Genomic DNA, 25,680 nt, shown 5'->3' on the forward strand with positions numbered 1-25,680 from the left:
CATGGACGAGGACATGGACTTCGAGTCGCTGCGCCGGGCGATGCAGGAGAACTACGAGCAGCCGGAGGGCCCCGCCCGCAACGCGCGCGCGGAGCTGCTGCTCACCGAGGCCGAGAAGCTGAACATCCCGCTCGCCGTGGTCGAGGCGCTCGGCCACCAGCTGAAGGTCTACAACCACAGCTCCGAGAAGGACCGGATGTTCGTCCCCTTCGCGCGCCTGCTGCGCATGTGGGACGAACGGCCCGAGGACTTCGACGAGTACGAGATCCACTCCCTGCACTGGGTCTTCAAGTGGGTGTCCTCGGGGATGCTCGGCCAGCCCCACATACCGCTCGCCTCCATAGAGAAGTGGCTCGGCGAGATGGAGCACCGCTACCGGCTCGCCGGGCACTCCGAACGGGCCGTTCGCGCCGCCGAGTTCACCGTGGCCCGGGAGGTCGGGGATCTTGCGCGGGCCGAGCGCGCCTACGCGGCGTGGCTCGCCGCGGACCGGGACCGGATGGCCGACTGCCACGCCTGTGAACTGCACGACCAGGGCGGCTGGCGGGCGGAGCGGGGCGCGGACGCCGAGGCGCTTGAACTGTGGCGGCCTGTCCTGGAGGGCGAGTACACCTGCGCCCACGAACCGCACGCCGTCCTCGCGTCCTCGCTGCTGCCCCTGCTGCGCCTGGGCCGCACGGACGAGGCACGCGCCCACCACCTGCGCGGTCTCCGGCTGGTGCGCCCTATGGAGAGCATGCGCGGCGCGTACGCGGACCACGTGGAGTTCTGCGTGCTGAGCGGCAACGAGGCACGTGCCCTGGAGCTGCTCGCGGAGCGGCCCTCGTACTTCACGGACAGCGGGGAGCCACGCAGCCGCATGGACTTTTTGGCCGTGGTCGCCCTGCTGGCGGACCGGCTGACCTCGCTGGGGCTCGGCACCCGGACCGTGCCGGGTCCGGCGGGGCGCACCTGGACGGCGGGCGAACTCGCCGCCCACGCGCGCGTGGAGGCCCTTTCCCTGGCCGGGCGCTTCGACGCGCGCAACGGCACGACACGGGTGAGCGAGCGTGTCCGCCGGCGCATGGACCGGCAGCCGCTGATGGAGCGCCTGCCGCTGGGAGTACGGGCGGCGCGGACCGGCATCGCCGGCGCCACCACCGCTCCCGTGCGGCCCTCACCGGCGGCCGCTGCCGGCACGGGGCCGGATCTGCCCGCGCTGCTCGCCGAGGCCCGGCGGCTCTCCGCGTCGCTGCATCCGGAGTCCGTCGCGGCCTGGGCGGCGGTCGCCGAGGCCGTCGGGGACGTCAGGGACGTCAGGGACCAGGAGCTGACTCCGCGCGACCGTGCGGAGATGACCGACCACGAGGCGATGGGCCTCGGCCCGGAGGGCGTGGAACTGTTCGCCCGCGCGGCCGAGTTGCACGAGGACGCGGGCGACCCGGGCGAGGCACTCGCGGCACGCGCGCGTGGAGCGTACGCGCTGGCCCTGTCCGGCCGGAGCGAGGAGGCGCTGGCCGCGGTCTCGGAGCCGTACGAGCTGGTGCTCGCACTGTTCGCGGAGACTTCGACCGGGCTCCCGCAGGCCGCTTCCGTGCTGGTCGGGCGGGCCCGGATTCTGCTGCTGCGGGCGCACGAGGCGGCGGGGACGAACGGGCTGAACGGTGGCTCGGGGAGCGGATCGAAGGCTTCGGCCGACGCCAGGAATGCCGCCCGGGAGTTGCTGGCCCTCGCCGGGCCGGGTGCCGGGGACGATCTCCTGGTCGCCTCACGGGCCGCGGAGGCACAGGCGATGCTCGGCGAGCTCGCGGCGCTCTCCGGGGACGCGGAGAAGGCCGCTGAGCTGCTCACGGAGGCCTCGGAGGCGTTCGTCGCGGCCGGGGTGCCGTGGTTCGCGGTGGAGTACGAGGCCCGGCTGACCGGGCTCGCGCGTCAGCTGGGCGACGCCGAGGCGGCCGAGCGGGCGGCCAGGGGGGCGCTGGAGCACGGGGCGCCCTTCATGGAGGCGACCGGGCATGCCCAGCTGCATCTCCAGCTGGCCGAGATACTCGGCGCCACGGGGCGGTTCGGGCCTGCGGCGGACCACGCCCTGGAGGCGTCGCACTGGGCCGACGTGGGCGGCGAGAGTGCCACGCTGGGCGCCTGGGCGCGGCATCAGCTGGGCGGCTTCCTGCTGCGCCGGGAGCGGTGGGCGGAGGCCGCGGAGGTCCTGGAGTCGGCGCTGGCGGAACTGAGCGCGGACACGCACGGCGACGGGGCGATCGTGCAGACCCGGTGGTGGCTCGGCGACTGTCTCACCGAGCTCGGCGAGCACCGCGAGGCCGCCGAGCACTGGCTCCGGGCGGCCGACATCGCCCGGCGGTGGCCGGAGCAGCAGGACCACGCGACGCTCGCGCACCTCGCCGCGGAGGCGCTCGGGCACGCGGGCCTGCTCCCCGAGGCGGAGCAGGCCTATGAGCGCGCCGGTGAGCTGTGGCTGACCCTCGGGAACGTGCACGGGCTGGTCCGGTCGTTGCGGGCCCGCGCGTGGCTCGCTGTGCGCGGGCGGGACGCCGGGGATGCCGAGGCGCCGAAGGGTGCGGGGGTCGATGAGGCGCGGGAGTTGATGGGGCGGGCGGTCGCCGCGTGCGAGGCGGGTCTGTCCGAGGGCGGGGAGGCTGCTCGCGAGTCACTCGTCGCCGAACTCGCCCATACGCATCGGCAGTTCGGTGACCTGCTCGCCCGGTCCGTGCCCGAGGATGCCGCGGACGACGCGATTCGTTCCCTGTTCGAGGAGGCACTGGGCCGCTTCACGCTGGCTGTGTCGGGGTTCCTTTCGCTCGGTGATGACGCGCTCCATGACCGGACGGGGGCGCAGCTCGCCGCCGGGTGGATCGAGGCCGACCTCGACCGTCCGGGGTGGGCGGCGGGGCGGGCCCGGGATGTGCTCTCCGCGTATGCCGACGCCGATACCCACGCCCACGCCCACGCCGATGCCGATGCCGATGAGATCGTGGCTGCTCGGCTGGCTGAGGCGGAGCGGTTGCTGCGGGCGGCGGGAGGGGGCTGAGGGTGGGGTGCCGGGTGCGGGTGCGCTGTGGCCGGTCGCGTCGTTCTCCGCACCCCTTACGGGGCGCGCCTGTGTGAACGCCTCTCTGGGGGCGGCGACGCCTACTCCACGCCGATCAACAACAGTGCTCCCTGGTGGCCGCCCCGGTACACCACCGTGTCCACCGCCAGGTAGGACTCGCGGACCCGGGATTCGAGGTGGTCGGCGATCGTGTCGGGGGCCTCGTCGCCCAGGACCAGGGTGACCATCTCGCCGCCCGCCGAGAGCATCCGGTCGAGGACCGACTCGGCGATGGCCGTGACGTCGGAGCCGATCACGGCCACGTCGCCGTCGATGAGGCCGAGGACGTCGCCGGCCTGGCAGATGCCGGCCATCGTCCATGACTGCCGTTCCGCGACCTCCACCTCGGCGTACCGGGTCGCGCCCGCCGCCGAGGTCATGGCGACCACGTCCTCGTCGAAGCGCCGCTCGGGCTCGTGCACGGCGAGCGCGGCGATCCCCTGCACCGCCGAGCGCGTGGGGATCAGCGCGACCCGTACGCCCTCGGTGCGGGCCTGCTCGGCCGCCGCGGCGGCCGTGTGGCGCAGCTCGGCGCCGTTCGGCAGCAGGACGACCTCCAGGGCGTGGGCCCGTCGTACCGCGTCCACGAGTTCTCCGCTCGCCGGCGGCTCCCCGGGGCGCGCGAGGACGGTGGTGGCCCCCGCCTCCGCGTAGAGCCGCGCGAGGCCCTCCCCGGGGACGACGGCCACGACCGCGCGCTGTGCCCTCTCCCGGACCGGTCGGACCGTCGAGCCCGTGGTGTGCGCGTCGGCAGGCCCGAAGTGCGTGATCCGGATCCGGTACGGCCGGCCGGCCTCGACGCCGGCCTCCACGGCCGCGCCCGCGTCGTCGACGTGCACATGCACGTTCCACAGCCCGTCCCCGCCGACCACGACGAGCGAGTCCCCCAGCGCGTCGAGCCGGTCGCGCAGCCGCGCCACGGCCGTGTCGCCCGCCTCCAGGAGGTAGATCACCTCGAAGGCCGGGCCGCTCTCGTCCCCGACGGGTGCGGGACCGGGACCGCCGTCAGCACACTCCCCCGCCTCGACCTCCACGCGCGCGTGGGACGCGAGTAGCGGGACCGCTCCCACGGCCGGGACCACTCCGGTGAACGTCTCCACCAGCGCCCCCAGCACGGCCACCAGTCCCCGTCCGCCCGCGTCGACGACCCCGGCCCGTTCCAGGACGGCCAGCTGTCCGGGAGTGGCCGCGAGCGCCGCCCGCGCGCCCTCGTACGCGGCCCGCGCGACCACCGCGCAGTCCCCCTCGGCGCCCGAGGCCGCGTCGGCGGCGGCCGAGGCGACCGTGAGGACCGTGCCCTCGACCGGGTGCGCGACGGCCTGCCTGGCCGCGTCGGCCGCGTGCCGCAGGGCGAGCCGCAGGGCCGGGCCGCCGGTCCGCTCGGTACCCGTGCCCGCGGCGAGTACCTGGGCCATGCCCCGCAGGAGCTGCGCGAGGATCGTGCCCGAGTTGCCCCGCGCCCCGATGAGCGCGCCGTGCGCCATGGCCCGTACCGCGTCGGCGAGTGTGGGCGGCTCGATCCGCGGGCCGTCGGGCACCGGACCGTCGGACACCGACCCGTCGGGCGGGGTGGCGACGACGGACATCGCCGCGTGCGCCGCGAAGACCGCCTCGACCGCCGCCGCCGCCGACTCGACGGTCAGATAGAGGTTGGTGCCGGTGTCCCCGTCGGCGACGGGATAGACATTGATCGCGTCGATCTCCTCGCGTGCACGGCCGAGGGCCTCCAGCGCGAGTCCGCACCAGGCGCGTACCGCGGATGCGTCCAGTGTCTGCGGCACCTGCGGCACCTGCGCCTCCTTGAGCAGCCGGTCGGAGCGGCCGGACCGAGCGGCCGAACGTCCGACGCAGCGTAGACCCAGGTGGGGTGCCGGCCGGAAGAGGGCCGGGACGGACCCCGCGCGGAACATGGTAGTTTCGTTGTACGGACGCAGTCGTTGTATGCTGCTCCGGTTGCCCGATCTCATCGGGCCTTCCCCCTGGCAGCGCCACTCAGATCCTACGACCTGATCTCGGCATGCCGGGATCCACCGTAAGAGCATCTGAAGTCTTTGGAGTGACCCGTGGCTGCCAACTGCGACGTCTGTGGCAAGGGGCCGAGCTTCGGCAACAGCATCTCGCACTCGCACCGCCGTACGTCCCGTCGCTGGAACCCGAACATCCAGCGCGTCCGTACCGTGGTCAGCGGGACGCCGAAGCGCGTCAACGCTTGCACCTCGTGCATCAAGGCCGGCAAGGTCTCGCGCTGACATCTGCACAGCGCGCAGCCACTGCTGGTCCACCGCTCGAAGCCGGTCCCCCTCACGGAGGACCGGCTTTCTGCTGTTCCCGTTTCTGCTGTTCCCGGACTGCTTGGGTTTCCCGGGCTGCTCGGCTACTCGGTCACTGAGGTGAACCGCCAGCCGTGATGTACCGGGCCGATTCCGGCCCCGAGCGCGAATCCGGCCGCGATCGCCCCGGTGACGTATTCCTTCGCCGCCACGACCGCGTCCGGTACCGACCGCCCCTTCGCCAGCTCGGAGGCGATCGCGCTCGCGAGCGTGCATCCCGTGCCGTGGGTGTGCCGGTTGTCGAACCGGGGCGCGCGCAGCCAGAGCTCGTCGGAGCCGTCGGTGAGGAAGTCCACCGCGTCCCCGCTCAGGTGGCCGCCCTTGATCAGCGCCCAGGCGGGCCCGTACGACAGCACGGCCTCCGCCGCCCGCCGCATCCCGTCCTCCGACTCGACCGTCACACCCGTGAGCTGGGCCACCTCGTCGAGGTTCGGTGTCGCCACCGTGGCCACCGGGAGCAGTTTCGTCCGTACGGAGTCCAGCGCGGACGACGCCAGCAGGGAGTCGCCGTGCTTGGAGACGCCGACCGGGTCGACCACGGCAGGCGCGCCGGTGCCGCCGATCAACTCGGCGACGGTCTCGACGAGTTCGGCGGAGGAGAGCATGCCGGTCTTGACCGCCTGTACGCCGATGTCGTCGACCACGCTGCGGTACTGGGCGCGCACCGCCTCCACCGGCAGCTCCCAGGCGCCCTGTACGCCGAGGGAGTTCTGCGCGGTGACGGCGGTGAGCACGCTCATGCCGTGCACGCCGAGCGCGAGCATGGTCTTCAGGTCGGCCTGGATGCCGGCCCCGCCACCGGAGTCGGAACCCGCGACCGTCAGCACACGCGGCGGGGCGCTCATGACTCGATGTCCCCGAAGTGGTCCCAGCCGCCCTTGCTGGTCCAGGGCGCCCCGTCGACCGTCACCTGGGGCAGCGCCGACGGATTGAGGACCTCACCGATCACCTTCCAGCGGGCGGGCAGTTTCACGTCCGCCGGGAAGGTGGCGACGATCGCGTGGTCCTCACCGCCGGTGAGCACCCACTGGATCGGGTCGACGCCGACGGCCTGCCCGATGTCGTTCATCTGCGTGGGGATGTCGACGGCACCGGAGCGGATGTCGATGCGTACCTTGCTGGCCTCGGCGATGTGCCCGAGGTCGGCGATCAGCCCGTCGCTGACGTCCGTCATGGAGGTCGCGCCGAGCCCGGCCGCCGCGGGACCCGCGTGGTACGGCGGCTCCGGGCGCCGGTGCGCCTCGACGAAGGCGCGCGGCGAGCGGAAACCGCGGGAGAGCACGGCGTGCCCGGCCGCGGACCAGCCCAGCCAGCCCGTCACGGCCACCACGTCGCCGGGCCGGGCCCCGCCCCGGGTCACCGGCTCGTGGTTGCGCAGATCACCGAGCGCGGTGATCGCCACGGTGATCGTGTCGCCGCGTACGACGTCTCCGCCGACCACCGCCGCGCCCGCGACCTGACACTCGTCGCGCAGGCCGTCCATCAGCTCGGAAGGCCAGGTGGCGGGCAGTTCGGCCGGGACGACCAGGCCGAGCAGCAGCGCGGTCGGCACGGCGCCCATGGCGGCGATGTCCGCGAGGTTCTGCGCGGCTGCCTTGCGCCCGACGTCGTACGCCGTGGACCAGTCACGCCGGAAGTGCCGCCCCTCCAGGAGGATGTCGGTGCTCGCCACGACCCTGCGGTCCGGAGCGGCCACCACGGCCGCGTCGTCACCCGGCCCGACGCGTACCGCCGGGGTGGTGGTGAGCCGGGAGGTGAGCTCCTTGATGAGCCCGAACTCCCCCAACTCGCCCACGGTTCCCTTCACCGAGTCTCACCTGTTCCCTTCGTGCCCATGAGGCGAGTCGCCCTGTCTGCTTCTGTTTTTGCGTGACTGCGTCATGACTGCGTCTGTGACTACATCTGTGACTGCGACTGTTCCCGCGTGCGTCCGGTCGCGTCCCGCGTGCGTCCGGTCGCGGGCCTTCCCGTACCTCGGTACCGTCGAGTCAACCGTCAACCTGTGCGGTCCGTGCACCCTGGCGCGCAAGCCCCCGCCCCCGCGGGTCTCCCCGTGGCGTGCGGCGACGCGATACCGTGGCGTTCCTTTTCCCCACATGATCCTCGTGGCCGCCCTGGAGGTTCCGTGGTACAGGCGTACATCCTGATCCAGACGGAGGTCGGCAAAGCGTCGACCGTCGCCGAAACGATCAGCAAGATTTCGGGGGTGATTCAGGCCGAGGACGTGACCGGGCCGTACGACGTGATCGTGCGGGCCCAAGCCGACACAGTGGACGCGCTCGGCCGCATGGTGGTCGCGAAAGTCCAGCAAGTGGACGGCATCACCCGTACCCTGACCTGCCCGGTCGTGCACCTGTAGCCCCCGTCTACGCTGGGCCGGTGGACTTCTTCCGTCACCGGCGTGCTTCTTTGGTCGGGCTGCCCGCCCTCGTACTGCTGATCGCTGCCACGGGCTGCTCCTCAGCAGACGACAACGCCCCGGCGCCGGTTCCCAGTCCGGGGGCGAAGGCCGCCAAGCTGTGCCAGAACCTGGACAAGTCGTTGCCACGGAAGGTGGACGGCCTCGATCGGGAGGATCCCGAGCCCCGGTCAGCGCTGACCGCGGGCTGGGGAAGCCCGGCGATCATACTGCGCTGCGGGGTGTCGCGGCCCGCGAAGATGGTCGACCCCAAGGTGGCCGACGGGAGTGATCCCGATGCGATCGGGGGTGGCGTGAACGGGGTGGGGTGGCTGATGGAGGAACGGGACGGCGGGGCGACCCGCTTCACCTCCGCTCAGCGGAGCGTGTATGTCGAGGTGACGGTGGACTCCGGGCGGGATACGTCCTCTGTGCTTGTCGATCTGGCCGGGGCAATCAAGAAGACGATCCCTTTGGGGATCGCGGACTGATGGCGGCGGGCTGAGCGTGGTCGGGACATGGTCGGGTGCGGGTGCGGGTGCGTCGTGGCTGGTGTTGCGCAGTTCCCCGCGCCCCTGAAACCCGAGGCTCGGCCCCGCCCGAAAGCGGGAGCCCGCGCCCCTACGGGGCACTCCCTACCGCAAGCCCGTCGGCCTGCGCAGGGCCGCCTGGATCAGGCGGTCCACCAGTTCCGGGTACGGGACTCCCGTCGCTTCCCACATCTTGGGGTACATGGAGATCGGCGTGAAGCCGGGCATCGTGTTGATCTCGTTGATCACGAACTGGCCGTCCTCGGTGAGGAAGAAGTCCGCGCGGACCAGCCCCTCGCAGGAAGCGGCCTCGAAGGCCTCGACGGCCAGGCGCCGGATCTCGGTGGTCTGCTCGGGAGTCAGCGGGGCCGGCACGATGCCGGGGGTCGAGTCGATGTACTTCGCCTCGAAGTCGTAGTACGCGTGCGACTGCACCGGCGGGATCTCGGCCGGTACGGAGGCCCGGGGCCCGTCCTCGAACTCCAGGACACCGCACTCGATCTCGCGACCGCGCAGCAGCGCCTCGACCAGGATCTTCGGGTCGTGGTGCCGGGCCGCCGCGATCGCCTCGTCCAGGCCGGACAGGTCCTCGACCTTGGTGATGCCGATCGACGAGCCCGCGCGCGCGGGCTTCACGAAGAGCGGCCAGCCGTGCTCCCCCGCGAAGTCGATGATCTTCTTGCGGGCCGCCGACTCGTCCTGCTCCCACTCACGGGGACGGATCACCACGTACGGGCCGACCGGCAGCCCGAAGGAGGTGAACACCCGCTTCATGTACTCCTTGTCCTGGCCGACGGCCGAGGCGAGCACGCCCGAGCCGACGTACGGGACACCGGAGAGCTCCAGCAGACCCTGCAGGGTGCCGTCCTCGCCGTACGGGCCGTGCAGCATCGGGAAGACGACGTCGACCTCGCCGAGCGCCTTGGGCACCGAACCCGGCTCGCTGTAGACCACTTCGCGGTTCGCGGGGTCGACGGGCAGGATGACGCCGCCCTCGCTCGACTCGGCGAGTTCCTCGACGTCGGGCGTACGACGCTCGCTGATCGTCATGCGCTCCGGGTCGTCGGCCGTGAGCACCCAGCGGCCTTCCCTGGTGATTCCGATCGGCAGGACGTCGTACTTGGTCCGGTCGACGGCCCGCAGGACGGCTCCGGCGGTGACCATGGAGATCCCGTGCTCGGAACTGCGCCCGCCGAAGACGACGGCCACGCGCGGCTTGCGAGGCGGCTGCTCAGGGCTCTGGGGAAGGTTCTCGGTGCTCATATCGGGTTGAGAGTACCCGGTGGCAGGGCCCTGAGTCAGCGGCCGGTGGCGGGGTCGCTCAGTGCCGTTCCGGCTTGGCGCTGCGTGACATCAGTTCCTTGACGGCGACGACCGGCGGCTTGCCCTCGTGGACGATCTCGACGACGGTCTCCGTGATGGGCATGTCGACTCCGTGCCGGCGCGCCAAGTCCAGTACGGACTCACAGGACTTGACGCCCTCGGCGGTCTGTCTGGTGACCGCGATGGTCTCCTGGAGGGTCATGCCCCGGCCGAGGTTCGTGCCGAAGGTGTGGTTGCGGGAGAGGGGCGAGGAGCAGGTCGCCACGAGGTCGCCCAGGCCCGCGAGTCCGGAGAACGTCAGCGGGTCGGCACCCATCCTGAGCCCGAGGCGGGTCGTCTCCGCCAACCCCCGTGTGATGAGGGACCCCTTGGCGTTGTCGCCCAGGCCCATGCCGTCCGCGATGCCGACGGCGAGGCCGATGACGTTCTTGACCGCGCCGCCGAGCTCGCAGCCCACCACGTCGGTGTTGGTGTAGGGCCGGAAGTACGGCGTGTGGCAGGCGGCCTGGAGCCGCTGGGCCACCCCTTCGTCGCTGCACGCGACCACGGCGGCGGCCGGCATCCGGGCGGCGACCTCACGGGCCAGGTTGGGCCCGGTGACCACGGCGATCCGGTCGGCACCGACCTTCGCGACGTCCTCGATCACCTCGCTCATCCGCATCGCGGAGCCGAGTTCGACACCCTTCATGAGGGAGACGAGCACCGTGCCGGGCGCGAGCAGCGGCGCCCATTCCGCGAGGTTCTCGCGCAGTGTCTGCGAGGGCACGACAAGCACCGTGAAGTCGGCGTCGTGCGCGGCTTCGGCGGCGTCCGTGGTGGCCCGCAGGTTCTCCGGGAGTTCGATGCCCGGCAGGTAGTCGGGGTTGGTGCGGGTGGAGTTGACCGCTTCGGCGATCTCGGTCCGCCGTCCCCACAGCGTCACGTCGCACCCGGCGTCGGCGAGCACCATGCCGAAGGCGGTGCCCCACGATCCGGTCCCGAAGACGGTCGCCTTGACGGGCCTGCCGGATGTCGTCACTTGCCGTGCCCCTTTTTTTCGTGCTCTGTCTCGGTCGTGTCCCGCGCGCCCGCTTCCCGCACGGTCTTCTCCTGCGCGGCCGACGCGCGGCGCGCGTTCAGCTCGTTGTGCTTGTTGTCCTCGTCGTGCGCTTCCTGCTCGTCCTGTTCCCGTGTCCTGCGCCGCTGCTCGATACGCGCGATGCGCGGGTCGTACCGCGTGGCCGGCGCCTTCTCGCCGCGGATCAGCTCAAGCTGCGCGGTGATGGCGGCCATGATGACCTCGGTCGCCTCCTTCAGGAGGCCGGGGGTCATCTCCTTGTCGTAGAACGGCGAGAGGTCCACCGGCGGGCCCGCCAGCACATGATGCGTCTTGCGCGGCAGGAGAGCGGGCTTCTTCGCGTACGGGGCCAGCAGGTGGTTGGCGCCCCACTGGGCCACCGGGATCACCGGGCACCTGGTCTGCAGCGCGACCCGCGCGGCGCCCGTCTTGCCGGTCATCGGCCACAGACCGGGGTCACGGGTGAGGGTGGCCTCGGGATAGAAGGCGACGCACTCCCCGCGCTCCACGGCGTCGATCGCGGCCCGGTAGGCGCTGAGCGCGTCGGAACTCTCGCGGTACACCGGGATCTGCCCGGTACCCCGCATGGCCGCCCCCACGAATCCGCTCTTGAATAGCCCGCTCTTGGCAAGGAAACGCGGAACCCGGCCGGTGTTGTACTGAAAGTGCCCGTACGCGAACGGATCGGCGTGCGAATTGTGGTTCACCGCGGTGATGAATCCGCCATCGGCAGGGATGTTCTCCATTCCGCGCCAGTCCCGCTTGATCAGAACCACCAGTGGCGGTTTGACGAGGACCGCTGAGAAGCGGTACCAGAAGCCGATTCTGCGGCGGGACACGCGAACACCTTCCATCTTGGGCCTCGGGGCCGCACAAGTGTCACCCCGGGCCGCCGGTCTGTCGAGAACACCGTACGCCCCGGCCTCGGACCCTCTCCGGTGTCCGGGGGACAATGTGCGGGACAAGGGAGGGACGAAGCGCTCGTGCAATGGATCATGGTCGTACCCCTCAAAGCCCTTGCGCGGGCGAAGAGCAGGCTCTCGGACACCGCGGCCGACGGCCTGCGCCCCGGGCTCGCCCTCGCCTTCGCGCAGGACACGGTGGCCGCGGCGCTGGCCTGCCCTGAAGTCGCGGGTGTGGCCGTAGTCACGGGCGACGCCCTGGCCGGGCGCGAGCTGGCCGCCCTGGGTGCCCGAATCGTCCCGGACGAGCCCGGGGGCGGCCTGAACGCCGCTCTGCGGCACGCGGCGACAGCCGTTCGCACCACACACCCGCACACTCCGCTGGCCGCCCTGAACGCGGATCTGCCCGCTCTGCGCCCTCTCGAATTGGCCCGGGTCCTCACCGCCGCCGCCGAATTCCCCCGCGCTTTCCTCACGGATGCCGCCGGAATCGGCACCACTCTCCTGGCCGCATCCCCGGGCCACGAATTGCTTCCCGCTTTCGGAACGGATTCCCGCGCGCGCCATCGCGCCTCGGGCGCCACGGAACTCCTCCTGACCGCGGTGGATTCCGTACGCCAGGACGTGGATACGGGCGCGGACCTGCGAGCGGCATTGGCACTGGGCGCGGGCCCGCGCACGGCAGTGGCCGCCCAACGCCTCAAAGCGGCCTGAGCACTGGGCGGGCCCGAAGGGGCGCGGGCTGTGACATACGCGGCTCCGGCGCGGGGGCGCGGCAAGCCCCCACCGGCCCGCACGTACCCGCCAACCCCAGACCCCTCCCCCGCCGGGGGAACCGCATACCCTTCTGCCATGCAGGCGACCGCGTACACATACGACCCCGAAACCCGCTCCGGCCAAGTGCTGCTGGACGACGGCACCCCCGTCCCCTTCGACGCGCCGGCATTCGACAAGGGCGGCCTCAGACTGCTCCGTCCGGGCCAGCGCGTAAGGATCGAGGTCGAGGGCGGGGCCGGGAGCGAGGGCGGGAAGGACGACCGCCGCATCACGCTGGTGACCCTGCAGACCTTCTGAGGCGAACTCCTCCGAAGTCTCCGCGAACGCCGCGGGCCGGGCTCCCCCGTGGGAGCCCGGCCCGGCGCGTTTATGCCCTGCGCCCCTGTCTACCTGCGGGCGGTGGCCTTCTTGGCGGTGGTGGTCGTGCGGGCCGCCGACTTCTTGGCCGGGGCCTTCTTGGCCGCGGCCTTCTGCGCGGGGGCCTTCTTGGCCGCCGCCTTCTTCGCGGTGGTCTTCTTGGCCGCCGACGACGTCTTCTTCGCGGTCGCCGAGGTCTTCTTGGCGGTGGCCTTCTTGGCCGTGGCGGTGGTCTTCTTCGCGGTCGCCGGCGAGGTCTTCTTCGCCGCGGCCGCCTTCCGGGTCGTCGCCGCGGCCGTGGTCTTCTTCGCGGCCCCCGTCGCCTTCCTCGCGGTGGTGGCCTTCTTGGCCGCGGCCTTCTTGACCGTGGCGGAAGCGCCACCGCTCAGGCTGCCCTTGGGGGCCTTCTTGACCGCGACGTCGTTCTTCGGGAGCTTCTTCGAGCCGCTCACCAGGTCCTTGAAACCCTGGCCCGCGCGGAAACGGGGCACGGAGGTCTTCTTGACCCGAACCCGCTCCCCGGTCTGCGGGTTGCGGGCGTAACGGGCCGGACGGTCCACTTTCTCGAAGGAACCGAAGCCGGTGACCGAGACCCGGTCCCCGCCGACAACCGCACGCACCACGGCGTCCAGTACGGCGTCGACCGCGTCAGCGGCCTGCTGACGCCCGCCGACCTTGTCGGCAATCGCTTCTACGAGCTGCGCCTTGTTCACGTCTTCCCCTTCGGAGACATTGCCAGAACGAAAGTGTTCAAGCTTTTTCGCACGTTAGGCAGATATATACCGCAAATCAAACACGAAACGGGCTAATCACCCTTGTGCCGCAACGAACTGGGGCGCTGCCCAAGTTCCTCAGCGTTCCTCTTCGGGGATTCGGCCCTCGTCGAGGTCTGTCGTGAACCGCTCCAGACGCCTTGTCGCATCGGCGAGATCATGTTTGGCCACGGCCGTAATGACCAGCAGCTTCCGGGTCAGCGCCATCCGTACGCCCTCCGGGACTTGCAGTGCGCGCACCGATGTGTGCGCTTCCTTGAGTTGGGACGCGACTGCCGCATAGAGGTCGAGTTGGCCGTCGTGTTCCATGCACAGATTGTGCCATCTGGGGCGAGTTGTCGCCTGCGCAGGGGGTAACTACCGCCTCCCGAGGGCCTCCCACGCGCCTCTCCACAAGGGTCTACACAAGGGTCTGCCGGGGTTCGGCTACCCCATCAAGCCCCCTTGAAACAAGGGTAGTTGAGGCCAATCACAGAGGCCGGAACTCCCCTTCCGGGAGCAGACACGGATGTACCCCCAACCGTCCACGATTGGGGGTACAGAGGCCTGTTGCCTGGCTGGAATCAGCCTTGCGGGTCCGGCTCCGGTCAGACCTGAACGGTCCGCGGCTTGTACGAGGGCCGCTTGGCCTCGTACGTGGAGATGTCCGCCTCGTTCTGCAGGGTGATGGAGATGTCGTCCAGCCCGTTCAGCAGCCGCCAGCGGGCGTTCTCGTCGAGTTCGAAGGCGGCCGTGATGCCCTCGGCGCGCACCTCACGGGCCTCCAGGTCGACCGTGATCCGGGCCTCGGGGTCCTTCTCGGTGAGCTCCCAGAGCGAGTCCACGATCTTCTGCTCCAGAACCACTGTGAGCAGGCCGTTCTTGAGAGAGTTGCCGCGGAAGATGTCCGCGAAGCGCGACGAGATGACGGTCTTGAAGCCGTAGTTCTGCAGGGCCCACACGGCGTGCTCGCGCGAGGAGCCGGTGCCGAAGTCGGAGCCCGCGACCAGGACCGTGGCGCCCGTGCGCTCGGGCTGGTTGAGGATGAAGGACGAGTCCTTGCGCCAGGCCTCGAAGAGCCCGTCCTCGAACCCGTCCCTGGTCACCTTCTTGAGCCAGTGGGCGGGGATGATCTGGTCGGTGTCCACGTTGCTGCGGCGCAGCGGGACCGCGCGGCCGGTGTGCTTGGTGAATGCTTCCATGGCTATCGGACTCCAGCGGGCGTACGGGCGTCGGCGTCGGACAGGTCGGCGGGGGACGCCAGATGGCCCAGTACGGCCGTGGCGGCGGCGACCTGCGGCGACACCAGGTGCGTACGGCCGCCCTTGCCCTGCCTTCCCTCGAAGTTGCGGTTGGAGGTGGACGCGGAGCGCTCACCGGGGGCCAGCTGGTCGGGGTTCATGCCCAGACACATCGAGCAGCCCGCGTGCCGCCATTCGGCGCCGGCCTCCTTGAAGACCAGGTCGAGGCCCTCGGAGACGGCCTGCAGACCGACGCGCGCGGAGCCGGGGACGACCAGCATGCGTACGCCGTCGGCGACTTTGCGGCCTCCGACGATCTCCGCGGCGGCGCGCAGGTCCTCGATACGGCCGTTGGTGCACGAGCCTACGAAGACGGTGTCGACCTTGATGTCCCGCAGCGGCTGCCCGGCGGTCAACCCCATGTACTCCAGGGCCTTTTCGGCGGCGTGCCGCTCCGAAGCGTCTTCGTACGAAGCGGGGTCGGGGACGGCCGCCGAAAGCGGTGCTCCCTGGCCGGGGTTGGTGCCCCAGGTGACGAACGGCGCGAGGGAGGCGGCGTCGATGACGACCTCCGCGTCGAATTCCGCGTCGTCGTCCGTCTTCAGGGTCTTCCAGTACGCGACGGCGGCGTCCCAGTCCTCGCCCTCGGGGGCGTGGGCACGGCCCTCGATGTACGCGAAGGTGGTCTCGTCGGGGGCGATCATGCCCGCGCGGGCGCCGGCCTCGATCGACATGTTGCAGATGGTCATGCGGGCCTCCATCGAGAGTTTCTCGATGGCGGAGCCGCGGTATTCCAGGATGTAGCCCTGGCCGCCGCCCGTGCCGATCTTGGTGATGATCGCCAGGATCAGGTCCTTGGCCGTGACGTCCTCGGGCAGTTCGCCGTCGATCGTGATGGCCATGGTCTTGGGGCGGGCCAGCGGCAGCGTCTGGGTGGCCAGCACGTGCTCGACCTGGGAGGTGCCGATGCCGAACGCCAGCGCGCCGAACGCGCCGTGCGTGGAGGTGTGGGAGTCACCGCACACGACCGTGGTGCCGGGCTGGGTCAGACCCAGCTGCGGGCCCACGACGTGCACGACACCCTGCTCGACGTCGCCCAGCGAGTGCAGGCGCACGCCGAAGTCGGCGCAGTTCTTGCGCAGCGTCTCCAGCTGGGCCCGGGAGACCGGGTCCGCGATGGGCTTGTCGATGTCGAGGGTGGGGGTGTTGTGGTCCTCGGTCGCGATGGTGAGGTCGAGACGGCGCACGGGGCGCCCCGCCTGGCGGAGGCCGTCGAAGGCCTGGGGGCTGGTCACCTCGTGCAGCAGGTGCAGATCGATGAAGAGAAGGTCGGGCTCGCCCTCCGCGCGCCGGACGACGTGGTCGTCCCAGACCTTCTCCGCGAGTGTCCTACCCATCGCTTTCCCTCCGGCCGGCCTGTGTGGGCGCCGGCCCAACTAGAGATTTACCGGGGCGGCCGCGCCCGTACCCCCCGTACCGGACGTCTTCCGCCAGGCCCGTCGGTCCACGGGCCGTGTACGTATCAGGGTGGCGCGTTCCACGGAAAATTGAACTTGCGTTTCACAGAGTGAGACGCGAGTATCGTTTCATGGACAACAGTAGCGGCGTCGGCGTTCTGGACAAGGCAGCCCTTGTCCTGAGCGCACTGGAGTCCGGTCCGGCCACCCTCGCGGGACTGGTCGCGGCGACCGGACTGGCACGGCCCACGGCACATCGTCTCGCCGTGGCACTTGAACACCACCGGATGGTGGCGCGCGACATGCAGGGCCGTTTCATTCTCGGCCCCCGGCTGGCCGAGCTGGCCGCGGCCGCGGGCGAGGACCGCCTCCTCGCGACGGCGGGCCCGGTGCTCACGCATCTGCGCGACATCACGGGCGAGAGCGCGCAGCTCTACCGCCGCCAGGGCGACATGCGTATCTGCGTCGCCGCGGCGGAGCGCCTGTCGGGCCTGCGGGACACGGTCCCGGTCGGCTCGACGCTCACCATGAAAGCCGGCTCCTCGGCCCAGATCCTGATGGCCTGGGAGGAGCCGGAGCGCCTGCACCGCGGCCTCCAGGGCGCCCGCTTCACGGCGACGGCCCTGTCGGGCGTACGGCGCCGGGGCTGGGCCCAGTCGATCGGCGAGCGGGAGCCGGGTGTCGCGTCCGTCTCCGCGCCGGTGCGCGGGCCCTCGAACCGCGTGGTCGCCGCCGTCTCGGTGTCGGGACCGATCGAGCGGCTGACGCGCCACCCGGGCCGGATGCACGCTCAGGCGATCATCGACGCGGCCGCGCGCCTGTCGGAGGCCCTGCGCCGCACCAGCTGACACCCACCCTGTCGACTCCCCCGGCCGATCGCTTCAACGCCGCAGCGAACGGCCGGACTTGATGACCTCGTGGTGCGCGAAACGAAAGAAGCCCTCCCCTGGCGGGGAGGGCTTCTTCTCTCTGTACCCCCGACCGGATTCGAACCGGCGCTACTGCCGTGAGAGGGCAGCGTGCTAGGCCGCTACACAACGGGGGCGAGGATCACAAGTGATCCAGCTGGGCTACCAGGACTCGAACCTAGAACAACGGAACCAGAAACCGTCGTGTTGCCAATTACACCATAGCCCAATAGTGGTCTAGACCACTCTGTACCCCCGACCGGATTCGAACCGGCGCTACTGCCGTGAGAGGGCAGCGTGCTAGGCCGCTACACAACGGGGGCCCTAGCGATCCTGCATGAGAGACAGCGGGTGCGACCCGGACTGTCCCCCTGGGAAGGATCTGTACCCCCGACCGGATTCGAACCGGCGCTACCGCCTTGAGAGGGCGGCGTGCTAGGCCGCTACACAACGGGGGCCTTGCAGAGCTGGTCTCTGCTTGTGCAGATAAGCTCTGCGAGCTGGCCTACCAGGACTCGAACCTAGACTAACGGAACCAGAAACCGTCGTGCTGCCAATTACACCATAGGCCACTGAAACTCAACCCCATGGGGATTTTGTTTTAGCTTGCGCCTCCGGCCTGTGGCCTTTCGGTCCGCACTCCGGCGGCGCAGGAAGAACATTACCTGAAGGTGGACGGCGCTCCAAAACGGGTATCGGGCCGGAGGATCGCGGGGAGTTCGGCCAGCGAGACGATCCGGCGCGGGTGGGAGAGCCGATCCTCGGGCGGGCCCGGTGCGGCGTCCGGACCGGGGGCCGTGACCGCCCTCACGCCCATGCGGTCGATCCAGACGGAGAACAGGCCGGCGTCGGCCGCGCCCCACCCGTCGATCTCCGGGTGGTCCCCGACGTACGCGACCTGGTGCGGTGGCAGGTCCAGGGCCTCGCAGGCCGTGTGGAAGGCCTCGGCCGCGGGTTTGGAGACGCCCAGTTCGGCCGCGCACAGCACCGATTCGAAGCGGTCCCGTACGCCGAGGACGCGCAGTTTGTGGTCCTGGACACGCAGGCTGGAGTTGGAGAGCACCGCCTGGCGGTGGCTGCCCGCCAGGAGGTCGAGGACGGGCAGGACGTCCGGGAACAGCGCCCAGGCCCCTTCGTAGTGACCGAGGTAACGGACGAACCAGTCCTCCGCCTCCGTGTCGGTCAGTGGCCGGCCCAGGAACGCCCGCACCCGGTCCCGGCGACCCCCCTCCCAGTCCACCTTGCCCGCCGCGAACCTCGCCCACTGCTCGTCGGTGAGCTCGCGCCAGCGGTCCAGGGCCTGCTCCACGGACGCGAACCCGTCGAGCAGGCCCTCGGCGGTCAGGTGCCCGCGCATACCGGCCCGGTCGGCCGTGGTGTAGTCGAAGATGGTGTCGTCCACGTCCCACAGCACGGCTCGGATCGTCATGGTCCGACGGTAACGCCCGCGGTGACGATCGCCGCCCTGCCTTCCTGCGTGAGGTACGCGCGTTGCCGCCGAAGCACGTAGGGAGGGGCGGCGTCCGGTCCGGACGCCGCCCCTCCCTACGTACCCGTGTGTGCCGCGAACGCCTACGCGGTCAGCTTCGCCAGGGCCGCGTCGACGCGCGCCAGCGACTTCTCCTTGCCCAGGATCTCCAGGGACTCGAAGAGGGGCAGGCCGATCGTGCGGCCGGTGACGGCGACGCGGACCGGGGCCTGTGCCTTGCCCAGCTTCAGGCCGTGCGCCTCACCGGCGGCCAGCACGGCCTCCTTGAGGGACTCGGCGGAATTCCAGTCCGCGGACGCCAGCTTCTCGCGGGCCGTCGTGAGGAGGGCGTCGGACCCCTCCTTCATCGCCTTCGTCCAGGACGCCTCGTCGACGGCCGGCTCCGCCAGGAACAGGAAGTCGACGTTGTCGGTGATCTCGGAGAGGACCTTCAGGCGGGTCTGGGCGTGCGGGGCGATCGCGTCCCACTTGGCCGGGTCGAAGTCCTCCGGCGCCCAGGGGGCGAAGGGTGCCTTCAGCCAGGGGGCGCAGCGCTCGGCGAACTCCTTCACGTCCAGCAGCCGGATGTGGTCGGCGTTGATGGCCTCGGCCTTCTTGAGGTCGAAGCGCGCCGGGTTGGGGTTCACGTCCGAGACGTCGAAGGCGGCGACCATCTCCTCGATGGAGAAGATGTCGCGGTCCGCCGAGAGCGACCAGCCCAGGAGGGACAGGTAGTTCAGCAGGCCCTCCGGGAGGAAGCCGCGCTCCCGGTAGAGGTTCAGCGAGGACTCGGGGTCGCGCTTGGAGAGCTTCTTGTTGCCCTCGCCCATCACGTACGGGAGGTGACCGAAGGCCGGGGTCTCCTTGGCGATGCCCAGCTCGGTCAGCGCCTTGTAGAGGGCGATCTGGCGCGGGGTGGAGGAGAGCAGGTCCTCGCCGCGCAGGACGTGGGTGATCTCCATCAGGGCGTCGTCGACCGGGTTGACCAGCGTGTAGAGCGGGGCGCCGTTGGCACGGACGATGCCGTAGTCCGGCACGTTCTCCGGGAGGTAGGTGATCTCGCCGCGGACCAGGTCCGTGAAGGTGACCGGCTCGTCGGGCATGCGGAACCGCACGATGGGCGTGCGGCCCTCGGCCTCGTACGCGCTCTTCTGCTCGGCGGTCAGCTCGCGGCAGTGGCCGTCGTAGCCGGACGGCTTGCCTGCGGCGCGGGCGGCGTCGCGGCGGGCGTCCAGCTCGGCGGTCGAGCAGTAGCAGTGGTAGGCACGGCCGGCGTCCAGGAGCTTCTGGGCGACGTCCTTGTAGAGGTCCATGCGCTGCGACTGGCGGTACGGCGCGTGGGGGCCGCCGATCTCGGGGCCCTCGTCCCAGTCGAAGCCCAGCCAGCGCAGCGAGTCCAGGAGCTGCTCGTACGACTCCTCGGAGTCGCGGGCCGCGTCGGTGTCCTCGATACGGAAGACGAACGTGCCGCCGGTGTGGCGGGCGTACGCCCAGTTGAAGAGGGCCGTGCGGACCAGGCCCACATGGGGGTTGCCGGTCGGGGACGGACAGAAACGTACTCGGACGGCGGGGTCGGATGCGCTAGCCACGCTTGACAACCTTGTTGGTGAGAGTGCCGATGCCTTCGATGGTGACGGCGACCTCGTCGCCGACACTGAGCGGGCCGACCCCTGCGGGGGTGCCCGTGAGGATGACGTCGCCGGGGAGCAGCGTCATGGCCTCGGAGATGTTGACGATCAGATCCTCGATGGAGTGGATCATCTCGCTGGTGCGGCCCAGCTGACGCTGTTGCCCGTTGACCGTGCACTGGATGGTGAGGTCGGACGGGTCGAGGTCTGTCTCGATCCAGGGGCCGAGCGGGCAGGAGGAGTCGAAGCCCTTGGCCCTGGCCCACTGCTTCTCGCGCCGCTGGACGTCGCGTGCGGTGACGTCGTTGGCGCAGGTGTAGCCGAGGATGACGTCCTTGACGCGTTCGCGCGGGACCTCACGGCACATCCGGCCGATGACCACGGCCAGCTCGGCCTCGTGGTGCAGTTCCTCGGTGAAGGAGGGGTACGCGATGGCGTCGCCGGAGCCGATCACCGAGGTGGACGGCTTGAAGAAGGCGAACGGGGCGTCGGGCACCTCGCCGCCCATCTCCTTGGCGTGCTCCGCGTAGTTGCGGCCGAAGGCCACGACCTTGTTGGGGAGCACGGGCGGCAGGAGGCGGACCTTGCTCAGCGGGACCTTGGTCCCGGAGAGCTCGAAGTCGGCGAACGGGATGCCCTTGATGATGTCGAGCACGAGGCCGTCGGTCGATCCAGGAGGGCTGTCGCCCTCGACCGCACCGAACGCGACGTTGCCGTCGATGGAGAACCTGGCGATGCGCACGGTGTCCTTGCGCCCCTCACTGAGCTGGCCGGAGTCTGATGCTCCAGGCTAACGCGGCAAGGGGCGGCCGCCTCGCGCATGACGAGCCGGGGCCCGCCGGGACGGTGTCTACTCGGTGGCGCCGGACGCGACCGGGACGTCCATCAGGATCGTGCGGCGGGGGTTGGCGGTCTGTGCGGGGAGTTCGACGGCGTGCCCCTCCTGCTCCGGCCGCTCCGGCGTACGCGGCTCCTGGGCGTCGTCGAGGTGCGCCAGGGTGGTGCGTCGCGGGTTGGCTATGTTGAGGAAGGTCATCGTCGTCTTCATCTGGGGTTACAGGCCCTGTTCCATGGAGGCGCCGGCGGGTTCGGAAACCGTCGCGTAGGCGCGGGTTGTCGGATTTGCCATCCCTGTAAAGCGTCAGGCTAAACATGCGCTTCCCTGTCGAACCCGTGAAGACGCCGTGATCGTCGTGTGAGTTTCCTCACTTACCGCCGGGCATACAGGTCAATTCGGACCCCCACCTTCAGGCCATCAAACGGACATTGCGTCACGGACGACATCATTCCGCTCCTGATCATGGCGACTGGGACACCGCTTACCCACGCAGGTCTCGTCCCTATGTGTCCGATATGGATGAGGTCACTTTCTACGTCTCGTGACGCTGCCCTCACAACGCGTCACGGAGGTCACAGCATGACCCATGGGCCTTGTTGGAGATCCGGCACTGTGCTGGAATTCCTCGGACCGCCGCAGGAACGACCCGGCGCGCAGGGGCGCAACGCAGCGCCGAGTGGCGGCGGGAAAGGGGAGCCTGCGCCGGTCACTCACGACCACCATGGGAGCGCGTTCAGGGCGCTCCCAAGACGCCGACACCGTCCCGCCGTTCACGCGGAGGGGCGCCTGGTCCAGAGGTTGCGACGCTAGTGCAGGGACGTTTCAAGAGGGATGGCAGCGCTTCGGCGGAGCCGGAGCCGCAAGGCGGGACTGGCCCCAGGGCAGTCGGCTCCTCGCCCCAGCACGCCCAGAACCCGGGACCGGCGCAGGCCGGCAACAGCGGTGACCGCTCCTCGCGGCCCGGTGCGCCCAAGGGCGCCCAGGGCAAGGGCGGTCCGAACGCGGCGAACGGTGCTCCCGGCACCCCGACCCCCACGCCACCGAAAGCCAAGGCACCCAACGGCCCCGGCTCGCGCGTAGCGCTGCGCAACTGGCGCATCTCCACGCGTCTGGTCTCGCTGCTCGCACTGCCCGTGGTCGCGGCCACCTCGCTGGGCGCCCTGCGCATCAGCGACACGATGGACGAGATCCAGCAGCTTGAGAACATGAAGCTGCTGACCGACATGACGCGGCAGGCGACCTTGCTCGCCACGGCGCTCCAGCAGGAGCGCGACAAGTCGGCCGGTCCGCTCGCCAACGGCACCAAGGCCAGCGACGTCACCATCAAGGGCCTCCGCGACAAGACGGACCGTGCGCGTGCCTCCTTCCTGGAAGGCACCCACGAGCTCGACGACGCGGACAACAACGAGAGCCTCGACGGTGTCCGCGACAACGTGGTGGCCATCGCCACCCAGCTGAACACCCTCAACAAGGTCCGCAACAACGCCTTCCAGGACGAGGACAACTCGTCCCAGTCGGTCGAGGCGTACCACCGCCTCATCGAGCAGCTGCTCGGTCTCTCCCAGGACATGGCCGAGGCGACCAGCAACCCGGAGATGATCCAGCGCACGCGTGCCCTGGCGGCGTTCTCCAGCGCCAAGGAGTACGCGTCCGTCCAGCGCTCGATCATCGCCGCGGCCCTGCCCGCCACGGACAAGACGTTCGGTGAGCTCTCCCCGAACGACCGGCAGTACGGCCTCTCCGCCTTCGAGAACCAGAAGTTCGAACTCACGAGCTTCGCCAACATCTACGAGGGCGACGCGGACCAGCTCACCAAGCCGCTCGACGAGCCGAGCCCGACCATCAAGGACGCCGACGGTTATCTGTCACGCGTCCTGCAGCGCAACAACGGTCTGCAGCTGCAGGCCAAGCGCTCCTATCTGGACTGGGTGGACGCCGACTCCGCCCGGTACCAGGAGATGTCGAAGATCGAGCTGACGCTCCTCAACCAGATGGAGCAGAAGGCCCGCGAGCTGCGCAACGAGGCCGAGCAGGAAGCGATCATCTCCGGTGCGCTGATCCTGCTGGTGCTCGGTGTCTCGCTGGTCGGCGCCTTCGTGGTGGCCCGCTCGATGATCCGCTCGCTGCGCCGGCTCCAGGACACCGCGACGAAGGTCGCCCAGGACCGGCTGCCCGAGCTGGTCCGGCAGTTGTCGGAGTCGGACCCGCAGGACGTCGACACCTCCGTCGAGTCGGTCGGTGTGCACTCCAAGGACGAGATCGGCCAGGTGGCCGCGGCCTTCGACGACGTGCACCGCGAGGCGGTCCGCCTCGCCTCCGAGCAGGCCATGCTCCGGGGCAACGTCAACGCGATGTTCACCAACCTCTCGCGCCGTTCACAGGGCCTCATCCAGCGTCAGCTCTCGCTCATCTCCGAACTGGAGTCCCGCGAGGCCGACCCGGACCAGCTGTCCTCCCTGTTCAAGCTCGACCACCTCGCGACCCGCATGCGCCGTAACGGTGAGAACCTCCTGGTCCTCGCCGGTGAGGAGCCCGGCCGACGCTGGACCCGCCCGGTCCCGCTGGTCGACGTGCTCCGCGCCGCCGCGTCCGAGGTGGAGCAGTACGAGCGCATCGAACTCTCCTCGGTGCCCACCACCGAGGTCGCCGGCCGCGTGGTCAACGACCTCGTGCACCTGCTCGCCGAGCTGCTGGAGAACGCCACGTCGTTCTCCTCCCCGCAGACCAAGGTCAAGGTCACCGGTCACGCGCTGCCCGACGGCCGCGTACTGATCGAGATCCACGACACCGGCATCGGCCTCTCGCCCGAGGACCTCGCGGCGATCAACGAACGACTCGCCTCGCCGCCCACCGTGGACGTCTCGGTCTCGCGCCGCATGGGTCTGTTCGTGGTCGGCCGGCTGTCGCAGAGGCACGGCATCCGCATCCAGCTGCGCCCCTCCGACTCCGGTGGTACGACCGCGCTGGTCATGCTCCCGGTCGATGTCGCCCAGGGCGGCAAGAAGGTTCCGGGCAACAAGCAGGGCCAGGGTGCCCCGGCCGTCGGCGGTCCGGCGGCGGCGCAGGCCGCGGCCGGTGTCGCGGCGGCCCGCCGGGGCGGTGCCGGAAGCGGCCCCGCCCTCGGCACGGGTGCTCAGGGCGGCGGCAACGGCGGCCGGCTGAACCCCCCGCCGCAGCGCGGCCAGGTCGGAGCGGGTTCCGCACCGCGGGCCGCACTGCCCAGGCCCGAGGCGGGCGGCCGTCCGGGCGGACCGGGTGCGCCGGGCGGCAACCGCAATCCGCAGTCCCCGCAGCAGCCCCCGTACCCCCCGCAGGGCAGGCCGGCGCCCGCGGGCGCCGGGGCCCAGCAGAGCTTCAACGGCTTCGGCAACGACTCCGGCTCCGGCCGGCAGGACCTGTTCGGCGGCGGCCGCCAGGACACCACGGGCGCCAACCGCGGCCCCGGTTCCTCGCAGCAGCCCCAGCAGCGGCCGGCCGGCAACGGTGAGCAGGGCCGTCGCCCTCAGCAGCAGTCTCCGCAGCTGCCGCCCCGCGGCGGTCCGCGCGCCGAGCTGCCGGGCGGCAACCCGCAGCCGCGGGTGCCCAGCTGGAGCGACGACAACGCGCAGCCGCCGGTGCCGCGCTCCTCGCCGGACGCCCCGCGCGGCCACGAGGAGCCCGACGTCACCTCGCAGATGCCGCGGATCGACGACCGGCAGGGTGGGCCCGCGTCCACCGCCGAGTTCCAGCGGCCCGACTACGACGCCCCGCGTCCCGGCACGAACGCGCCGCAGGACAACGGACAGTTCGTCCGCACGGATGTGTTCGGCGCGTCGAACCACTCCGGTGCGGGGCACAACCCCCAGGCGGGCGGCCAGTACGACCGCCAGGACCCGGCTCAGTACGCCCCGAACGGCTACGAGACCGGAACCAACACCAACGGTCAGTACGCGGCGCCGGCCCAGCAGGACGCCGGGCAGTTCCCGGCACAGGGCTACGGCGAGCGGCAGGACGGTGGCACCGGGCAGTTCGAGCGGCCCACCAACGGCAACCGCCCGCCGCAGCAGCGCCCGCAGACGCGCCGCCGCCCCGCGCTCCCCCCGGAGCCGGACAACAGGACCGCCCCCCAGCGGCCCGAAGAGGTGCGGGGGCCGAACGACGGCTGGGAACTGCCGCCGGCGACGAGTCCCGGCGACGGACGTACACCGCTGTACGACACCCTGGAAACCAACTGGTTCAACCAGGCTCAGGGCGGCGACGGCGCCCAGAACGAGCAGACGCCGCAGCAGCCCGCGCAGGCTCCCGCGGCCCCGCAGCGTCCGGCACCCGCCGGCGCTTCCGCCTCCTCCTGGCGGACCACCCCCAATGACGAACTCGGCCGCCAGGCCGAGCGGGTACGCCAGCCCTCCGCGGGTGGCGTGACCGTCTCGGGTCTGCCGCGCCGGGTCCCCCGCGCGAACCTTGTCGCGGGAACGGCTCAGCAGCAGCAACAGCACCAAACCGGTCCGCAGGTCTCGCGCGCGCCTGATGACGTACGCGGACGGCTGACCAATCTTCGTAGGGGCATTCAACAGGGGCGCCAGGCCGGTACCGGCCAGACCGGCAGCTTCCCCAGCCCCACTCACCAGCAGGAGCGTTAGTTGAGCC

22 protein-coding genes and 5 tRNA genes are annotated in these 25,680 nt (G+C 70.8%); 8 read left to right on the top strand and 19 right to left on the bottom strand.

What is annotated here, in order from left to right; translation table 11 throughout:
- Position 1: 1 nt before the first annotated feature.
- The gene (locus ACIOKD_RS19680; RefSeq protein ID WP_402085708.1) at positions 2 to 3,028 is read left to right on the top strand and encodes a tetratricopeptide repeat protein; all 3,027 of its coding nucleotides are present in this window, start codon (positions 2 to 4) and stop codon (positions 3,026 to 3,028) included.
- 101 nt (positions 3,029 to 3,129) lie between these two features.
- Here ACIOKD_RS19680 and ACIOKD_RS19685 read toward each other — a convergent pair whose 3' ends face one another.
- Complete coding sequence (locus tag ACIOKD_RS19685) at positions 3,130 to 4,878, bottom strand: DAK2 domain-containing protein (RefSeq protein WP_402085360.1); 1,749 nt, start codon at positions 4,876 to 4,878, stop codon at positions 3,130 to 3,132.
- Positions 4,879 to 5,151: 273 nt separating this feature from the next.
- Here ACIOKD_RS19685 and rpmB point away from each other — a divergent pair, with 273 nt between their 5' ends.
- Positions 5,152 to 5,337, top strand: coding sequence for a 50S ribosomal protein L28 (gene rpmB, locus ACIOKD_RS19690; RefSeq protein WP_107021922.1), 186 nt, complete (start codon positions 5,152 to 5,154; stop codon positions 5,335 to 5,337).
- A 125-nt stretch (positions 5,338 to 5,462) separates the two neighbouring features.
- Here the strand turns inward: rpmB and thiD are convergent, their stop codons facing one another.
- Positions 5,463 to 6,263 carry a bifunctional hydroxymethylpyrimidine kinase/phosphomethylpyrimidine kinase gene (gene thiD / locus ACIOKD_RS19695; RefSeq protein WP_402085364.1) on the bottom strand — a complete coding sequence of 267 codons (801 nt, stop codon included), beginning with the start codon at positions 6,261 to 6,263 and terminating at the stop codon, positions 5,463 to 5,465.
- Complete coding sequence (locus ACIOKD_RS19700; protein WP_189775452.1) at positions 6,260 to 7,225, bottom strand: thiamine-phosphate kinase; 966 nt, start codon at positions 7,223 to 7,225, stop codon at positions 6,260 to 6,262. Before ACIOKD_RS19700 ends, thiD begins: the two co-directional genes overlap by 4 nt.
- 318 nt (positions 7,226 to 7,543) lie before the next feature.
- Between ACIOKD_RS19700 and ACIOKD_RS19705 the strand changes: the two genes are divergently transcribed.
- Positions 7,544 to 7,777 carry an Lrp/AsnC ligand binding domain-containing protein gene (locus ACIOKD_RS19705; RefSeq protein ID WP_398293054.1) on the top strand — a complete coding sequence of 78 codons (234 nt, stop codon included), beginning with the start codon at positions 7,544 to 7,546 and terminating at the stop codon, positions 7,775 to 7,777.
- 20 nt (positions 7,778 to 7,797) lie between these two features.
- Positions 7,798 to 8,307: a DUF3515 domain-containing protein gene (locus ACIOKD_RS19710; RefSeq protein ID WP_402085368.1), complete on the top strand. Its 510-nt coding sequence runs from the start codon at positions 7,798 to 7,800 to the stop codon at positions 8,305 to 8,307.
- A gap of 144 nt (positions 8,308 to 8,451) precedes the next feature.
- Here ACIOKD_RS19710 and ACIOKD_RS19715 read toward each other — a convergent pair whose 3' ends face one another.
- The 3 genes from ACIOKD_RS19715 to ACIOKD_RS19725 are packed head-to-tail and all read right to left on the bottom strand — an operon-like array spanning position 8,452 to position 11,565.
- A complete protein-coding gene (locus ACIOKD_RS19715) occupies positions 8,452 to 9,609 on the bottom strand; it encodes a D-alanine--D-alanine ligase family protein (protein ID WP_402085371.1) in 1,158 nt (385 codons plus the stop codon).
- Between the two features lie 58 nt (positions 9,610 to 9,667).
- Positions 9,668 to 10,687 (bottom strand): NAD(P)H-dependent glycerol-3-phosphate dehydrogenase, encoded by a 1,020-nt coding sequence (locus ACIOKD_RS19720; protein ID WP_402085374.1) that lies wholly within the window; start codon positions 10,685 to 10,687, stop codon positions 9,668 to 9,670.
- Positions 10,684 to 11,565, bottom strand: coding sequence for a lysophospholipid acyltransferase family protein (locus ACIOKD_RS19725; RefSeq protein WP_402085376.1), 882 nt, complete (start codon positions 11,563 to 11,565; stop codon positions 10,684 to 10,686). The genes ACIOKD_RS19720 and ACIOKD_RS19725 overlap by 4 nt, the downstream gene beginning before the upstream one ends.
- 144 nt (positions 11,566 to 11,709) lie before the next feature.
- On the opposite strand from ACIOKD_RS19725, the gene cofC reads away from it, so the two are divergent.
- Both cofC and ACIOKD_RS19735 read left to right on the top strand, forming a co-directional pair.
- Positions 11,710 to 12,342: a 2-phospho-L-lactate guanylyltransferase gene (gene cofC, locus ACIOKD_RS19730; protein ID WP_402085378.1), complete on the top strand. Its 633-nt coding sequence runs from the start codon at positions 11,710 to 11,712 to the stop codon at positions 12,340 to 12,342.
- A 138-nt stretch (positions 12,343 to 12,480) separates the two neighbouring features.
- Positions 12,481 to 12,702, top strand: a complete 222-nt coding sequence (locus ACIOKD_RS19735) for a hypothetical protein (RefSeq protein ID WP_402085381.1) — start codon at positions 12,481 to 12,483, stop codon at positions 12,700 to 12,702.
- Positions 12,703 to 12,791: 89 nt separating this feature from the next.
- On the opposite strand, the gene ACIOKD_RS19740 is transcribed toward ACIOKD_RS19735, so the two are convergent.
- From ACIOKD_RS19740 to leuC, 4 genes are all read right to left on the bottom strand, one after another.
- Positions 12,792 to 13,475: an HU family DNA-binding protein gene (locus tag ACIOKD_RS19740; RefSeq protein WP_402085383.1), complete on the bottom strand. Its 684-nt coding sequence runs from the start codon at positions 13,473 to 13,475 to the stop codon at positions 12,792 to 12,794.
- A gap of 138 nt (positions 13,476 to 13,613) precedes the next feature.
- Complete coding sequence (locus tag ACIOKD_RS19745; protein WP_107021933.1) at positions 13,614 to 13,844, bottom strand: hypothetical protein; 231 nt, start codon at positions 13,842 to 13,844, stop codon at positions 13,614 to 13,616.
- 278 nt (positions 13,845 to 14,122) lie between these two features.
- On the bottom strand, positions 14,123 to 14,716 hold the full coding sequence (gene leuD, locus ACIOKD_RS19750; protein WP_402085386.1) for a 3-isopropylmalate dehydratase small subunit: 594 nt from the start codon (positions 14,714 to 14,716) through the stop codon (positions 14,123 to 14,125).
- 2 nt (positions 14,717 to 14,718) lie between these two features.
- On the bottom strand, positions 14,719 to 16,152 hold the full coding sequence (leuC, locus tag ACIOKD_RS19755) for a 3-isopropylmalate dehydratase large subunit (protein WP_402085389.1): 1,434 nt from the start codon (positions 16,150 to 16,152) through the stop codon (positions 14,719 to 14,721).
- 191 nt (positions 16,153 to 16,343) lie between these two features.
- Here leuC and ndgR point away from each other — a divergent pair, with 191 nt between their 5' ends.
- Positions 16,344 to 17,060, top strand: a complete 717-nt coding sequence (gene ndgR / locus ACIOKD_RS19760) for an IclR family transcriptional regulator NdgR (RefSeq protein WP_107021936.1) — start codon at positions 16,344 to 16,346, stop codon at positions 17,058 to 17,060.
- 124 nt (positions 17,061 to 17,184) lie between these two features.
- Here the strand turns inward: ndgR and ACIOKD_RS19765 are convergent.
- From ACIOKD_RS19765 to ACIOKD_RS19805, 9 genes are all read right to left on the bottom strand, one after another.
- Positions 17,185 to 17,257 (bottom strand) — tRNA-Glu (locus ACIOKD_RS19765).
- A 20-nt stretch (positions 17,258 to 17,277) separates the two neighbouring features.
- Positions 17,278 to 17,349, bottom strand: a tRNA-Gln gene (locus ACIOKD_RS19770).
- A gap of 21 nt (positions 17,350 to 17,370) precedes the next feature.
- Positions 17,371 to 17,443, bottom strand: a tRNA-Glu gene (locus ACIOKD_RS19775).
- A gap of 62 nt (positions 17,444 to 17,505) precedes the next feature.
- Positions 17,506 to 17,578, bottom strand: a tRNA-Glu gene (locus tag ACIOKD_RS19780).
- A gap of 42 nt (positions 17,579 to 17,620) precedes the next feature.
- A tRNA-Gln gene (locus ACIOKD_RS19785) sits at positions 17,621 to 17,692 on the bottom strand.
- 89 nt (positions 17,693 to 17,781) lie between these two features.
- A complete protein-coding gene (locus ACIOKD_RS19790; protein WP_402085393.1) occupies positions 17,782 to 18,549 on the bottom strand; it encodes an HAD family hydrolase in 768 nt (255 codons plus the stop codon).
- A gap of 143 nt (positions 18,550 to 18,692) precedes the next feature.
- Entirely contained in the window at positions 18,693 to 20,177 is a 1,485-nt protein-coding gene (gltX, locus tag ACIOKD_RS19795) for a glutamate--tRNA ligase (protein WP_402085394.1), read from the bottom strand.
- Positions 20,170 to 20,958, bottom strand: coding sequence for a fumarylacetoacetate hydrolase family protein (locus ACIOKD_RS19800; protein WP_402085397.1), 789 nt, complete (start codon positions 20,956 to 20,958; stop codon positions 20,170 to 20,172). Before ACIOKD_RS19800 ends, gltX begins: the two co-directional genes overlap by 8 nt.
- A 108-nt stretch (positions 20,959 to 21,066) precedes the next feature.
- Complete coding sequence (locus ACIOKD_RS19805) at positions 21,067 to 21,264, bottom strand: hypothetical protein (protein WP_402085400.1); 198 nt, start codon at positions 21,262 to 21,264, stop codon at positions 21,067 to 21,069.
- Positions 21,265 to 21,863: 599 nt separating this feature from the next.
- On the opposite strand from ACIOKD_RS19805, the gene ACIOKD_RS19810 reads away from it, so the two are divergent.
- Entirely contained in the window at positions 21,864 to 25,673 is a 3,810-nt protein-coding gene (locus tag ACIOKD_RS19810) for a nitrate- and nitrite sensing domain-containing protein (RefSeq protein ID WP_402085402.1), read from the top strand.
- Positions 25,674 to 25,680 lie beyond the last annotated feature (7 nt).

This window comes from Streptomyces sp. NPDC087844, from assembly GCF_044742785.1.
Taxonomy (GTDB): Bacteria; Actinomycetota; Actinomycetes; order Streptomycetales; family Streptomycetaceae; genus Streptomyces.

Bases quoted from the DNA above. Each gene is read 5' to 3' on its own strand.
- leuC (WP_402085389.1), bottom strand. From the start codon at position 16,152: ATGGGTAGGACACTCGCGGAGAAGGTCTGGGACGACCACGTCGTCCGG.
- ACIOKD_RS19805 (WP_402085400.1), bottom strand. From the start codon at position 21,264: ATGAAGACGACGATGACCTTCCTCAACATAGCCAACCCGCGACGCACC.
- ACIOKD_RS19715 (WP_402085371.1), bottom strand. From the start codon at position 9,609: ATGAGCACCGAGAACCTTCCCCAGAGCCCTGAGCAGCCGCCTCGCAAG.
- ACIOKD_RS19735 (WP_402085381.1), top strand. From the start codon at position 12,481: ATGCAGGCGACCGCGTACACATACGACCCCGAAACCCGCTCCGGCCAA.
- leuD (WP_402085386.1), bottom strand. From the start codon at position 14,716: ATGGAAGCATTCACCAAGCACACCGGCCGCGCGGTCCCGCTGCGCCGC.
- ACIOKD_RS19680 (WP_402085708.1), top strand. From the start codon at position 2: ATGGACGAGGACATGGACTTCGAGTCGCTGCGCCGGGCGATGCAGGAG.
- ACIOKD_RS19790 (WP_402085393.1), bottom strand. From the start codon at position 18,549: ATGACGATCCGAGCCGTGCTGTGGGACGTGGACGACACCATCTTCGAC.
- ndgR (WP_107021936.1), top strand. From the start codon at position 16,344: ATGGACAACAGTAGCGGCGTCGGCGTTCTGGACAAGGCAGCCCTTGTC.
- thiD (WP_402085364.1), bottom strand. From the start codon at position 6,263: ATGAGCGCCCCGCCGCGTGTGCTGACGGTCGCGGGTTCCGACTCCGGT.
- ACIOKD_RS19745 (WP_107021933.1), bottom strand. From the start codon at position 13,844: ATGGAACACGACGGCCAACTCGACCTCTATGCGGCAGTCGCGTCCCAA.